Source organism: Microcoleus sp. A2-C3 (genome assembly GCF_036706065.1).
In the GTDB taxonomy this organism is placed as follows: Bacteria; Cyanobacteriota; Cyanobacteriia; order Cyanobacteriales; family Microcoleaceae; genus Microcoleus.
Genome location: NZ_JAUBVX010000068.1, coordinates 21,013 through 33,251 on the forward strand (window position 1 = coordinate 21,013; position 12,239 = coordinate 33,251).

Annotated in this window: 13 protein-coding genes and 1 pseudogene; 7 read left to right on the forward strand and 7 right to left on the reverse strand. The window is 47.2% G+C overall.

What is annotated here, in order from left to right:
• Window positions 1-344: 344 nt before the first annotated feature.
• Together QUB66_RS26440 and btpA are read right to left on the reverse strand one after the other, a co-directional pair.
• Window positions 345-1,271: a vitamin K epoxide reductase family protein gene (locus QUB66_RS26440; RefSeq protein ID WP_332970301.1), complete on the reverse strand. Its 927-nt coding sequence runs from the start codon at window positions 1,269-1,271 to the stop codon at window positions 345-347.
• A 322-nt stretch (window positions 1,272-1,593) separates the two neighbouring features.
• Complete coding sequence (gene btpA, locus QUB66_RS26445; protein ID WP_332970302.1) at window positions 1,594-2,478, reverse strand: photosystem I biogenesis protein BtpA; 885 nt, start codon at window positions 2,476-2,478, stop codon at window positions 1,594-1,596.
• Between the two features lie 300 nt (window positions 2,479-2,778).
• Between btpA and QUB66_RS26450 the strand changes: the two genes are divergently transcribed.
• Window positions 2,779-3,759: a GDSL-type esterase/lipase family protein gene (locus QUB66_RS26450; RefSeq protein WP_332970303.1), complete on the forward strand. Its 981-nt coding sequence runs from the start codon at window positions 2,779-2,781 to the stop codon at window positions 3,757-3,759.
• A 217-nt stretch (window positions 3,760-3,976) separates the two neighbouring features.
• On the opposite strand, the gene QUB66_RS26455 is transcribed toward QUB66_RS26450, so the two are convergent.
• Window positions 3,977-5,029, reverse strand: a complete 1,053-nt coding sequence (locus QUB66_RS26455) for a Gfo/Idh/MocA family protein (protein ID WP_265239189.1) — start codon at window positions 5,027-5,029, stop codon at window positions 3,977-3,979.
• 260 nt (window positions 5,030-5,289) lie between these two features.
• Here QUB66_RS26455 and QUB66_RS26460 point away from each other — a divergent pair, with 260 nt between their 5' ends.
• Window positions 5,290-5,415: a hypothetical protein gene (locus QUB66_RS26460; protein WP_332970304.1), complete on the forward strand. Its 126-nt coding sequence runs from the start codon at window positions 5,290-5,292 to the stop codon at window positions 5,413-5,415.
• Window positions 5,416-5,513: 98 nt separating this feature from the next.
• Window positions 5,514-6,167 (forward strand): PEP-CTERM sorting domain-containing protein, encoded by a 654-nt coding sequence (locus QUB66_RS26465; RefSeq protein WP_332970305.1) that lies wholly within the window; start codon window positions 5,514-5,516, stop codon window positions 6,165-6,167.
• A gap of 36 nt (window positions 6,168-6,203) precedes the next feature.
• Here QUB66_RS26465 and QUB66_RS26470 read toward each other — a convergent pair whose 3' ends face one another.
• The 3 genes from QUB66_RS26470 to def form a co-directional block, all read right to left on the reverse strand.
• Window positions 6,204-7,541, reverse strand: coding sequence for a PrsW family glutamic-type intramembrane protease (locus tag QUB66_RS26470; protein ID WP_332970306.1), 1,338 nt, complete (start codon window positions 7,539-7,541; stop codon window positions 6,204-6,206).
• Window positions 7,542-7,875: 334 nt separating this feature from the next.
• Entirely contained in the window at window positions 7,876-8,076 is a 201-nt protein-coding gene (locus tag QUB66_RS26475) for a hypothetical protein (protein WP_265239190.1), read from the reverse strand.
• Window positions 8,076-8,636 carry a peptide deformylase gene (gene def, locus QUB66_RS26480; RefSeq protein ID WP_332970307.1) on the reverse strand — a complete coding sequence of 187 codons (561 nt, stop codon included), beginning with the start codon at window positions 8,634-8,636 and terminating at the stop codon, window positions 8,076-8,078. Before def ends, QUB66_RS26475 begins: the two co-directional genes overlap by 1 nt.
• A 100-nt stretch (window positions 8,637-8,736) precedes the next feature.
• Between def and QUB66_RS26485 the strand changes: the two genes are divergently transcribed.
• Window positions 8,737-9,249 carry a DUF1648 domain-containing protein gene (locus QUB66_RS26485; RefSeq protein WP_265239183.1) on the forward strand — a complete coding sequence of 171 codons (513 nt, stop codon included), beginning with the start codon at window positions 8,737-8,739 and terminating at the stop codon, window positions 9,247-9,249.
• 135 nt (window positions 9,250-9,384) lie between these two features.
• On the opposite strand, the gene QUB66_RS26490 is transcribed toward QUB66_RS26485, so the two are convergent.
• Window positions 9,385-9,840: an aspartyl protease gene (locus QUB66_RS26490; protein ID WP_265239184.1), complete on the reverse strand. Its 456-nt coding sequence runs from the start codon at window positions 9,838-9,840 to the stop codon at window positions 9,385-9,387.
• A 119-nt stretch (window positions 9,841-9,959) separates the two neighbouring features.
• On the opposite strand from QUB66_RS26490, the gene QUB66_RS26495 reads away from it, so the two are divergent.
• The 3 genes and pseudogenes from QUB66_RS26495 to QUB66_RS26505 all read left to right on the forward strand — a co-directional run.
• Complete coding sequence (locus QUB66_RS26495; protein ID WP_265239185.1) at window positions 9,960-11,255, forward strand: pentapeptide repeat-containing protein; 1,296 nt, start codon at window positions 9,960-9,962, stop codon at window positions 11,253-11,255.
• A gap of 98 nt (window positions 11,256-11,353) precedes the next feature.
• Window positions 11,354-11,656: a mannosyltransferase family protein gene (locus QUB66_RS26500; protein WP_332970308.1), complete on the forward strand. Its 303-nt coding sequence runs from the start codon at window positions 11,354-11,356 to the stop codon at window positions 11,654-11,656.
• Between the two features lie 200 nt (window positions 11,657-11,856).
• Window positions 11,857-12,239 (forward strand): annotated as a pseudogene (locus QUB66_RS26505) (hypothetical protein); the annotation flags it as partial.

The window sequence follows — 12,239 nt, forward strand, 5'->3', positions numbered from 1 at the left end:
CTCCTTTGATCTCGCAACTTACAGGAGAGAGAACTGTAGAAAGTGCTTAATTTATTAAGTTGTCGAGCCTTATTTTAAAATTTTACCTAACTAATTTTTAAGATGTTTTTATGAATTATAGATGCGAGATTTTTGAATAATTTTACAGCAGCCGACAAAGATTAGACCTCTTGCACTCATTCGCAGACCAGATAAAATTATCTGCGTCTATCGGTGTTTATTAGCTTGAAATCTGCGGTTTACCCATCAATCAAATATTTATGCAAGAGGTCTATTAGCTAAGTTAAAAAGCAGGATTTTTCCTGTCCAAAAAAATCTCGAATCTCAAGTTTCAAACTTGGCTGTCAGTTTTGAAAGTTGCGCGGGCCGGTGTAACCGGATAAATCAGCGAGTTTATCCAAAGTTTGCGTCCCCGAATAAAACTGACCTTTAATCTCCCAAGTCGGGAAACCTTTAACATTTGCAGCAGCAGCTTGGCAAATTTCAGCGCGGGAATTTTGTCCTCTGGGATCGCATTCAAAATAATCAATTATTTTGGCTGCTTCTTTGCCGAACAGCATTTTTTGATCGTGGCAGTGGGGACACCAGTAAGCGCCGTATTCTTTAGCGCCTATTTCTCGGATGTGGCGGGCTAAAGCAATTTCTGCCGGCCCGGAGGTTGTGGTGACGGCAGGGGGTAGAATTCCGGGGGTAGAAGAAACAAAAGGAGCAGGTGAGCTGACGCTGTTATAAAGTCCCAATGCGCCGATCGAACTTACCATCGCCACCAAAATGCCTGTAAACACCAACTGTCCGATATCTTCCCACTCGCGGCCGACGAGCACCAGCACAAACAGCGATACCGCAAATACGGCGGAACTGATGCAGTAAATACACAGATCCTTAATTTCAAAAGCCATCAAATACATCAAATAGCTGCTGAGAATTACCATCGCAGCGGTGATGATAAATAGCGCTTGCCAAGTTCTGTTTTCTAGTTGAGAGTGCAGTCCTTTGTTGGTGTCTGGATTGACGGCTTTGGGAGCTAATGCCAAAATTGCGATGCTCAGGTAAGCCAGACAACCTAATAAACTTAAAGGCACTGTGCCAAAAACTGTAGCGTAGGGACTATTGAGAACTTTGTCGCAGCCGCTGGTGGGACAAATGACTGAGCCTGTCGTGAATTTAGCGATCGTCAGATAAGCTGTTTCTACAACGCCGATGGCTGCGATCGCTGCGATCACAGTCCTAGACCAGCGATGAATCCAAGGGGTTGAACGTCGGCGAATCATTTTTTTGATTTGGTAGTTACTAATTGGTAGTTAGTCATTAGTCAGTAGTCATTAGTCATCGGTCATTAATTCTTGGAAATTGGTCATTGGGAATGGGCAATTGGAAATTGCTAATTGGTGATATTTTTTAGGAGGAGTTTTTAGTTTTTAGTTATTACTCATTCACCATTCCCAATGACCCATTCCCATTTGACGTTCTACTTGTGACCAGCCCAAAAATGGGTACAATTTTCCGAGTCTCGCGTCAAAGTAGATACTAAAATTGTAGACTTTTGTTCAACCTCCCAGATGAATCTTTGGGGTCAAATCTAAAATCTAAAATCTAAAATCGACTGACTTTGCCCGGTTCCGGTGTTAGCCCTCTCGAACCATTAGCGTTTTTGTTTTCTTGTTCGAGCTCTTTCTGGGACAAGCTGCGACGGGCGGCTTCTACAAACTGACTGACGCGGATCGGATCGATCGGCTGTTCGATGCGGCCGTTTCGCTTCAGCGAGCTCGACACAATTACTCCGTCTGCAGCCTGCATGAGGGTGGAAATGTTTTCCCACGATGCACCGCTACCGATGAAAACAGGAGTTTCCCCCGCTGCTGCACTCGCGAGTTCTAAGTCTTCGAGATTGGGAGGGCTGCCGGTTGTCCAGCCGGAAAGAATTACGGCATCGGCTAAGGCGCGCCCGATCGTCTCTTGGACGGCTGTGGTCAAGTTGGGGCTGCCCAGGGGACGCCCGTGCTTGACTAACACGTCTGCGAATATTTTGACATCGCTGCCCAATTCCCGGCGGTAGCGCAGTAACTGGTGTGCTTGTCCTTCAATTAAGCCTTGGTCGGTAGCCATGATGCCGTTGAGGACGTTGACGCGGATGAATTGGGCTCCTGTGCAGGAGGCGATGGCGATCGCGCTGTGGGCATCGTTTCGCAGTACGTTAACGCCGATCGGCAGCGTCACAAGATTGGTTAGCCTCTCGACTACCAGAGTCATGGCACTTACCACAGCCGGATCTACGCAGTCTTTGGCAAAAGGAGCGTCGAAAAAGTTCTCGACTATGATACCGTTTGCGCCGCCAGAAGCCAGCGCAGTAGCCTCTTGCTCGGCTCTTCCGATAATCGCTTTGAGGTTCCCGCCCCAGCGAGGAGAAGTTGGCAAAGGCTGTAAATGTACGACACCGATTATGGGATTCGGCGTTTTGAATATTTGTTTTAAGTCCACGGATTTTCCTGAAACCACCAAGTTCACTGACGGCTGACGGCGGATTTTGACGGTATATTCTAGAATTCTATATCCACGCGGGCTATTCCGATGACTCAATCGCGCAGGGACTGTCGTTCAGTTGACAGTTGACAGTTAACAGTTGACAGATGAGGGCGACCTCTACCGGAAGTCCGAGGATTGGAGTAATGAATAGTCTGATTTTAATTTCTCCCTATAAGGGTTCCGGCTTTCAACCAATTCTTTCTGGTACAAGCCCGAATTTAGCAGCAGTTTTTTGTTTTCGTTCGAGGTTAATAGTTGAAAGTTGTTCTGATCATTTTCGCCCTCACCTGCGGATTGTGGGCAGCCATCGAAGTGCTGCTGCGGGTGTTGCTGGGTTTTGGCAATCCCTTGATTTACATTGCTGATGCCGAGTGTGGCTATTTGTTGGCGCCCAACCAGAGGGTGCGCCGCTTGGGAAACCGGATTGAGATTAACGAGTATTCGATGCGTACTGGAGCGATCACCCCAAGTCCCGCTGCGGAAACTCTGCGCGTCTTGCTGTTGGGTGATTCTGTCGCCAACGGCGGTTGGTGGACACATCAGACAGATACGATCTCGGAAATTATGGCTCGGCTGTTGAGGCTGCAACTACAGCATCTGGCGAGCGATCCACAATTAGGTTCACAAGTCAACTATTCAAATTTTGAAGTTCTCAACGCCTCAGCCAATTCTTGGGGGCCGAGAAATCAACTTGCTTATGCCAAGCGGTTTGGTGTTTTTGGGGCAAAGGCTTTGGTGTTGCTGCTGAATACGGACGATTTATTTGCATCGGCTCCCTGTGCTCTGGTTGTAGGGCGCGATCGATCTTATCCCGATCGCCAACCTCGATCGGCGACACTAGAGTTATTGAGCCGCTACTTTCTATCAGCAGTGCCGACTCGCCAATTAGCAGCACCATCCGCTGAAAGCGATGTAGTCGGCTGCAACTTAGAAGCTATTCGCCAAATCCAGACAATAGCTGTATCCGCTAACGTCGAGTTTTTGCTAGCGGTAACGCCCAAGCGCCATGAATTCGGCGAGGGCTCTCGCGACTGGGAAGTCAAGGCTAGAGAGCGTCTCGCCGAACTCGTCGAACGTGAGAAAATTACTTACATAGATTTTCTTCCCATTTTCAATTCAGAGGCCCAACTTCCAACTTTGTATCGAGACAGCATTCACCTCAGTCCTCTAGGAAATCAGCTAGTTAGCAAAACGATCAGTAGTCAAATAGTCGCTCTTTTTTTGTATAAATCGTGACTTCACCCAAAAACGGATGCAAGTCCCGGCTTAGGTTGTGGAATTCAAAAAATTTAAACTTGAGTTCAAGTCCGCAGATTCATCTGTGGAGTCAAGCTAAAATCTCAAACCTCAAATCGACTCACATCGCATCCGGTTGCGCGGTAACAGTTACCTTTTCAACGAACAACAAACCAAAACTGTAAAAGCACCCGGAAACGACACAATTTTTCTCGATTTAGCTAACTTGCAAAGTAGACTCTAGCTCTTTGGGATACCAAGCTTGACCATCGAGAGCCATTTGCTCGATCGAACTTGCAAGCCGAAGAGCTTTGAGAGCTTGTTCTCCTCCCACAGAAGGCTGATTTCCACCCCGCACGCAATTAATAAAATGCTCCAATTCCGCGTGGAGCGGTTCAATATTGCTGGTGTAAACTTTCTCGATCAACCCATCTTGACGGTAAAGCACCTGACCGTAATCTGTCACGTAATTGGCGGTTGTTTGTCGGTGAATCAAGATTTCGTTGTTGAGAAAATCTGCCTCTGTCAAAGAATTCTTGCAGTGAGCGGCGATTGAACGGAGTTTGCGGTGTGTCACCTTGCTTGCTGTCAGGGTGGCCACAATGCCGTTAGCAAAGTTCAGCGTCGCTGTCACGTAGTCTAAATAACCTGAATCTGAGGCCCTGCTGCCGCTGGCTGTCAGCTTCACCACATGGGAATCTGCCAATTCCAGGAGCAAGTCGATGTCGTGGATCATTAAATCCAAAACTACCGATACGTCGTTTGCCCGATCGGAATATGGACTCATCCGGTGAGCTTCCAATGCCAGTAGCTCTTCAGTTTTCAGCACTTTGCCGAGTTCCTGAAAAGCTGGATTGAAGCGCTCGATGTGACCCACCTGCAAAATCCGGTGGGCTTCAGCAGCCGCATTGACCAAAGATTCGGCTTCAGCAATGCTAGCTGCGATCGGCTTTTCAATTAAAACGTGAACTCCCGCTTGGAGACAAGACATCCCCACAGCGTGGTGCAGGCGAGTTGGAACGGCGACGCAAACTGCATCTACGTGGGCGAGCAAATCTCGGTAGTCTTCAAAGAAGCGAACCCGGTATTTGCTTGCTACATCAATTCCCCGCTCTACATTTATATCTGAAACACCCACGAGTTCGATATCTTTTAGCAAGCTCAGAACTCGCGTGTGGTGCTGGCCCATATTGCCAACCCCAACTACCCCAATACGGAGGGGTTCAGGTTGACTTCGCTGGCCGAAAACATTTCCGTATCCCAATGACATCCTATCTAGCACTCCTGGATTCTCCTCCACCACAGGAATCAAGCCCGTTGGCTTCCCTAAGCTACTCACAGCCATCCAGATAGTACCACAGTCAAACTATTTGTGAAGAATTTCTAAGAGAAGGAAGTTCGGCAACGGATTATGTAACGGATGTAACGGATGTAACGGATAGAAGGAAGACTTGTCGGTAGGGTAGCCGAAGGAGGGCAGAGGCAGAAGCAACGGGATCAAACTTCTAGGAATTGGTATTGACAAAATTCATGAAATATGTAGGTCAGCGCGGTCGATCGCCCGCAGCATCAAAACAACACAAACCAGGCGGCATATTTTTGCGGGACGGTCAAAAAATATCTGCTTTCTGCCCAAAAGTAATCGTTAAAAAGTAATTTGAACGTACAAAAATTTATGTTAAGTATAAGCTGAGTTACGGGCGATCGGTATCTAGAATTGAAAGTACACTTACGTAAAAGCTGATGAGGCGACTATGAGTCAAAAACAAAGGCAGAAATTGGGAAGTGCGATCGCCAGCACAATTTTAAGTTTGGCAGCGTTGTCATTGGCTGGAGTTGACAAAGCACAGGCTGCCGTCCTCACCTACAATTTTCAAGTGGAAGAGGGTGGAGGTAGTGGTTTTTTTAAGTTGAGTAATTCTTCACTGACAGGAATAGGACGTGAAGAACTTGCAGTTGGTGAGGGAAGATTTAACACTTTTGCCTCTGCCTCAAAAAACTACTACGATTTAGCAGGGGCTATAGCTTTATTTTTTCAAGGGGATTTTCGCGGACTGCAAACAGGCGACTACGAAAGAGAGATTAGAGAAATTGACCTTCCCGACGTACCAGGAGGGCCTTTTTACGTCAAATATGACAGCAGGGCATCTTGGTCTATAGTTAGCAACGGGGCGAGCAGTCTTGATATGTGGCCATCTTATTTCTCGGGGTATCGTGAGACACTAATTAGCAACAGGGAGCGTCATCTTGCCATAGACGGACGTACAATTATCAACGATGCGAAGGTTTCTTACACTCTAGTGGATACCGCACCCGAACCAGTTCCCGAACCTCTCACCGTTGGGGGGACAACTTTAGCATTGGCAGGTTTAAGCTGGTTAAAACACAAGAAAAAAATGGCAGCTTGACGTGCCCTGGTACCTCAACAATTAAGCAGTCAGCAGTCACTTTTCAGAAAATATGCGAGTAGCAAAATTTTGCTCTCGATTCGGAGACAGAGCCCTGGCTTTCAAAATCGCGGCTACCAAAAACGCATAGGACAAAACTCCCACTAAGGCCAGCAAAAGTACGCTGACTGCTCCCGACGCATTCCACAATGCGTGAAGTGCGGAGGCGCTAAAATAACCTACGCCCAAAATTTGCCAGCGCTTCCTGGGTTTGAGGGCGCTCAAACCGATAAAATATCCCAAATAACCGCTGTAAGCCATGTGTCCGGCGGCGGAACCTAAAATTCGGGGAATTAGCAATTGCAATCCTACTAATTGTCCGGCTTCTGGGCCTGCTTGCAGGGTGATATTTTGGATGATATTGGGAACGTACTGGCCGAGAGTTTCTAGTAGTGTAAAGCCCACTGCTGAGGCACTTCCTAACAGAATTCCGTCTAATGGTTCCCAAACGCCGATGCGATCGCGCCACGGATTTTTTAGTAAATTTCCCAGCAGCATCGCTCCCAAAACGGGCAGGGCTTTCAGCAATTCTTCCATCAGACCCGCCCCGAAGAACATTCTGATTAAAAAAGGTAAAAAACTGATTTGTTCGCCTTCTGCGGGCAAACGACCGGGCAAAATTTCTCTAAATACTAATATAAATCCAATCAATAAGGGGCTGCGCAATATCAGGACTGTTGCTAAAGCGGTACCGAGCAATACCCACCAAGGTTTGTGTTTGCCGCACAGTTGATAGATGAAGTAGTAAGCTGCACCGGCGAGGTAGGCTGACAGCAGGAAGTTGAAGGCTGCGGAATTTCCGACGGCGAGAAACATGGACACGACAAAAAGAACTGTCGCAATACCTGGATATAAGTATGCTTTTTGGCTTAATTGTTTTCCCGTGGAGGCGATCGGGAATAATTGAGTTAAAGTTAGAGCGTCCTTTTCGGGTGGATCAAAATTACCGACTTGGGCCTGGGAGAATCCGGGTTTATTTTGGTGAGGGGTTGCGGAAGATTCAAATATGAATTCAGGGCCGTCTTCACCGAGACTGATGCGATCGCCTGTTTGTAAAGTTTGGCAGCCTTGCAGTTTTTGACCGTTAATATAAGTTCCGTTAGCGCTGTTGAGGTCGCAAATTTCCCATCTCGTCCAATTACCCTGAGTTAGGGGACGGACTGCGGCGTGGCGGCGGGAAACCATGCCGTGGGCGATCGACTCTAAAGCTATTTGACAAGTGCGATCGCGTCCGATCGCCACTTCCCCATATTCAGAAAGTGGGTACTTGGACGCTGGCCCGGACGCAGCGCCTTGGGCGGGCACTTGTCGCAGAAATCCGATTTCATTAGTCATTAGTTATTAGTCATTAGTCATTAGTTATTGGTCATTAGTTATTAGTCATTAGTCATTAGTTATTAGTTATTACTTATTAGCTGTTAGCTGATGTTATTGATCTGCTGTCTTGACAACACAGTTATTAGTCATTTGTTCGCTGTTATGTGATGTTATTTATCCGCAATCTTGATTCGACAGTTATGAGATTTTAGATTCTGAATAATGATTCATGACTAATAACTAATAACTCATAACTCATAACTAATGACCAATGACCAATGACCAATGACCAATGACCAATGACCAATGACCAATGACCAATGACCAATGACCAATGACCAATGACTAATGATTATAGATTTGCTCTGGCATCCTGAACGGCTGCATAGAAAAATATGCCTGTGAGCGGTATGCTGAGGGCGAGAATGATGCCTGTGACTAAATTGCCGAGTTGAGCGTTTCCCGAAGATAGCTCAAAGATTGAGCCGACTGCGGCGATCGCAGTGATGCAGCAAAGAGCTAACAATAAACCACTTTTCGGAGTTCCTGCCATCATACTGATTTTACTGCCTTGGGCGAAAATTTTTTCTTGACTAATTCTTCATTCAGTGCCAGCTTGTTGTCTACTCTGTCTACAAACAGCACTCCGTTGAGATGATCCATTTCGTGCTGAATTACTCTAGACAGTAACTCAGTTGCTTTCAAGGTTTGCGGGCGGCCGAATTCGTCGCGATATGACACTTCAATGACTTCTGGGCGTTTGACATCAAAATAGACTCCCGGAATGCTCAAACACCCTTCTTGCAAGATGCAGATATCGCCACTGCTACTTTTGATGGTGGGGTTGATCAAAACCATTGGCGGTGTGGCCAGATTTTCTGGGTCGCAGTCGATCACGATTACTTGTTTGTTGACTCCGACTTGGGGGGCTGCCAAACCGATGCCGTCGGCACTGTACATGGTTTGCAGCATTTCTCGGACTAACTGCCGAATTTCTGCATCGACGCTGTTAACGCGCTTTGCTGGCTGCCGCAGGACGCGATCGCCTAAAGTGTGTATTGTTAGAGGCGGTTTTTCTAACTTTTTCTTTTCCACCAAAACCTGAACCGTCATAAAACCTCGCGGATGTTTGGAAACCCCCCAACAAAAGCTGCTGGGGATAAAATTGGAACCAATACTATTATTTTCAATATTAGTCTAATTTCAGGTAGCCATGACTGGAAAAACACCAAACCAACGGCCTGTTATTTCTCTGGGGCTTTCGCCCGCTGATTTGGCGGTAGAGCTCGCGGGGGCGATCGCCATTTTAGTGTCGATTTTGCTGATTGTACAATTTTGGGCGGTTTTGCCCGATCGAATTCCGATTCACTTCGGCTTGGGGGGACAGCCTGATGCTTTGGGCGACAAGGTGATGATTTGGATGCTACCAGCAGTGGCTGCTATTATTTTTGTGGTTTTAACTGCGGTATCGCGCTATCCGCATACTTTTAACTATCCGGTACGGATTACTGAGCCAAATGCGCGCCGCCAATATCTCTTGGGGCGAAGCCTTTTAGTTTGGCTGAAGGCGGAGATTTGCTGGCTGTTTGCTTTTATAGTGCGGCAGCAAATTCTTGTGGCTTTGGGCAATGCTCAAAGGTTTAGTATAGAGTTGGTTTTTGGGATAATTTTTTTGATATTTGCGACGGTTGGCGTGTATTTTGTGAGAGCTTATTTGGCTCGCTAGATGTAGGTGAAAAACTTTCATATAAATCGTCAAAAGCGTTTTTTATAAGTGCGAGCCTCTCGCTCGCTTACACATAGCGAGCGAGAGGCTCGCACTCCCTGTAAATGCTCTCACAGAGATGCTCCCAACCTTTGGCTAAGCCATGAGATATGTTTGTTGATTGTTCATCGGCAATACTCGCAACCGTCGATTTTTCAAATCTGGTTCTAAGCCTAGTTCTTCCATTGGAGTCACGCCCAGCAAAACAGCGGAAACGCCTTGGGGCAATTCTAAACAATCAAATCTGCCTTCTCTCCCTTCTACAATAATTTGAGCGCCTGCAAAAATCCGACCTTTTTTGATGCCAGCCGATGTTTCTACATCTCTTTCTCCTACTTGTCTTAAACCAAGTTGGCTAATAATATGAGCTGGCAAAGAAAGCAGAGTTGCTCCGGTATCGACAAGAACGTTGTCGCTCACCGCAGAACGAACTTCATCGGTAGAAATGAATCCCCGTTCGGCCATAACTAGATCGATGAAATTCGTGACGGTGATTGTAGTAATTACTTGACCCATTTGTTTTCCTTGAAGATTAGGGAGTACCAGGGTCATGTTATTTTACCTCTTTGAGTGTAATTACTGGATATTTCTATTGTAATGCTATCTAGAATCGTGCTTCATTGGTTAAAATCGTTTTAGCGATCGCCCAAAATTAGAATTTGCCTCAACGCATGACACCAGAACAAAACTCTTCTCAACCCAATCCTCCCGATTCCAACGTGACTGTAGAAAGTCCTAACGGTGCGAGTCCTGCTGTCCCACCAGAATCAGCAACAATCGTTGCTACTGCTGAACCGACAAAACCGCTGCCTCCGCGTCCAACAAGCCCAAGGGTTTTTGCGCCGTTGCAGCCACCACAAACGAATGCTGAGATGTCGGGATCGCTGTTGATATTGGGATCGATCGCAGCAATGATTATAGGGCTAGCCATCGACATCGTGTGGCTCGGTTTGTTGGGTGCGATTTTGGCGATCGCGATCGCCCTGCGGATCATGTGGCCCAATTGGGGCAAAATCTGGACGCAGGTAATCCCTCCGACTTGGCGCACCCTGATCGTCTCTAGCTTTGGGCTGTTGGCGGGAACAGTTGGCTTGCTGATACTCAGCGGGGCTAACGGTGAACTGGGAAGCCGCAATATCAAGATTAACTGGGATGCGGTGGGAGCAGTAGGCGAAGTCATCGGCGCTTTGGGTCAAATTTTGATCGCGATTTTGGGCGTTTACGTGGCTTGGCGGCAGTACGTAATCTCGAAGGATTTGACGATTCAGCAAAATCGCATTACGCAGCAGCAAACTATTGATGCTTATTTTCAAGGGGTTTCTGATTTAGCCCTTGATGAACAAGGGTTTTTGGAAGATTGGCCACAGGAAAGGGCGATCGCCGAAGGCCGCACCGCTGCGATTATGAGCAGTGTGGATGCTGAAGGTAAGGCTAAAATTCTGCGGTTTTTGTCGCAGTCGAGACTGGTTACTCCTCTGAAGCGCGATCGGCTTTTAGGCCGCCCCATCCTTGACGGCGACGGCGGCTACGCTGAAGATAGAGATTACGGTATCCGCGTTATCGATCTGAATGTCATGTTAGCGGGTGCTGACATGGCTGGCACCGATTTGCGGTGGACGGAGTTGAGTGAAGCCAACCTCGTCCGGGCGAATCTCAGCAAGTGCGATTTAGTCAAAGCAAACCTCTCCCGCGCTATCCTGTACGACGCGAATCTCACTCGCGCTGACATGAGAGCAGCGATATTATTCTACGGCTCGGTCGAAACTGCTTCTCCCCGCAGCCGCACGGAATTTCCCAACTATCAAACGGGTGAACATACCGGCGCTGTGGTTGAACGTGCAGATTTTACCGCTGTCAAGCGACTGTCGGACGAGCAACGACACTACTGTTGCTCTTGGTGTGGCTCGAAGTCGAGAGAGACTATTCCCGGCGGCTGCGAAGGGATTCCCAATAAGCTCGGACGTTAAAATTAGCAGTACCGCTGTACTTACGTATATATTTGACGATCGCGAGCGCAGCGGACTATGGTGTAATTTTCAATCAACAGTTTTGCGCTGTTTTAGCCATGAGCAATACTGATTTACCGCTGGTTTATTCGTGGTCAATTTTGGGTTTTGTGAATGGCTTTCTTCCCAAAAGTGTGTGGGAGTTGTTCTCCCATTGGGACGGCAAATGGTACACCCAAATCGCTACTCTAGGCTACAGCTACGCCGATGACGGACAACAGCATTCTGTTGCATTCTATCCGCTGTTTCCCTTGCTACTTCGGGGGATGATGACCCTCGGAATGCGAGCCAACGCAGCAGGGGTATTAATCAACTCTTTTGCATTTTTGGGTGCATTAGTGATAGTCTACTTTTGGGTATAACAGCGATACGATATTTCCCACGCTGCCTGAAAAAAGTCTCTTTCGCACAGCATAGCGTAGCGATAGGTTGCTTCTAATTCCGGGTAGAAGTTCAGGGGCTGACAGGTGTAGGTTTTTTACGAGGGGGTAGTATAAAATCAATTAAACCAGGCGAAAATAAGGGTGATTCAACGAAACACGTGGCTGCGGGAAAAACCTCAATGCTGAAAAATAAGCATCTCAAGGATTGGTCATGTATTGTCTCCAAACAAATGGCTCACCTGTCAATACCTCAAGCGATTGGGTTAGCGACTTGGAGTTTTGGCGTAGTGATGACCAAATCCAGCAGTTTAACCCAAGTTTCGCAGTTGAGCGCTGACATTAACGAAGAAAAGCCGAATACAGTCCGTCAGCGATTAAAAGAATGGTATCAAGAAGCCCCAGCTAAAAAAGGACAAAAGCGTCGTGATTTCGATGTGAGTAGTTGTTTTGCTCCATTACTGTTGTGGGTGCTAAGTTTACTGCCAAAAAATGTTGAGGACATTGCCTTGGCATTGGATGCCACTAGCATCGGGGATAAATTTACAGTTCTGTCGATGAACAT

Coding starts and splice junctions, on each gene's coding strand:
- QUB66_RS26455 (WP_265239189.1), bottom strand. CDS start 5,029: ATGTCATTGGGATACGGAAATGTTTTCGGCCAGCGAAGTCAACCTGAA.
- QUB66_RS26440 (WP_332970301.1), bottom strand. CDS start 1,271: ATGATTCGCCGACGTTCAACCCCTTGGATTCATCGCTGGTCTAGGACT.
- QUB66_RS26465 (WP_332970305.1), top strand. CDS start 5,514: ATGAGTCAAAAACAAAGGCAGAAATTGGGAAGTGCGATCGCCAGCACA.
- QUB66_RS26495 (WP_265239185.1), top strand. CDS start 9,960: ATGACACCAGAACAAAACTCTTCTCAACCCAATCCTCCCGATTCCAAC.
- QUB66_RS26470 (WP_332970306.1), bottom strand. CDS start 7,541: ATGACTAATGAAATCGGATTTCTGCGACAAGTGCCCGCCCAAGGCGCT.
- QUB66_RS26500 (WP_332970308.1), top strand. CDS start 11,354: ATGAGCAATACTGATTTACCGCTGGTTTATTCGTGGTCAATTTTGGGT.
- QUB66_RS26460 (WP_332970304.1), top strand. CDS start 5,290: ATGAAATATGTAGGTCAGCGCGGTCGATCGCCCGCAGCATCAAAACAA.
- QUB66_RS26485 (WP_265239183.1), top strand. CDS start 8,737: ATGACTGGAAAAACACCAAACCAACGGCCTGTTATTTCTCTGGGGCTT.
- QUB66_RS26490 (WP_265239184.1), bottom strand. CDS start 9,840: ATGACCCTGGTACTCCCTAATCTTCAAGGAAAACAAATGGGTCAAGTA.
- QUB66_RS26475 (WP_265239190.1), bottom strand. CDS start 8,076: ATGGCAGGAACTCCGAAAAGTGGTTTATTGTTAGCTCTTTGCTGCATC.
- def (WP_332970307.1), bottom strand. CDS start 8,636: ATGACGGTTCAGGTTTTGGTGGAAAAGAAAAAGTTAGAAAAACCGCCT.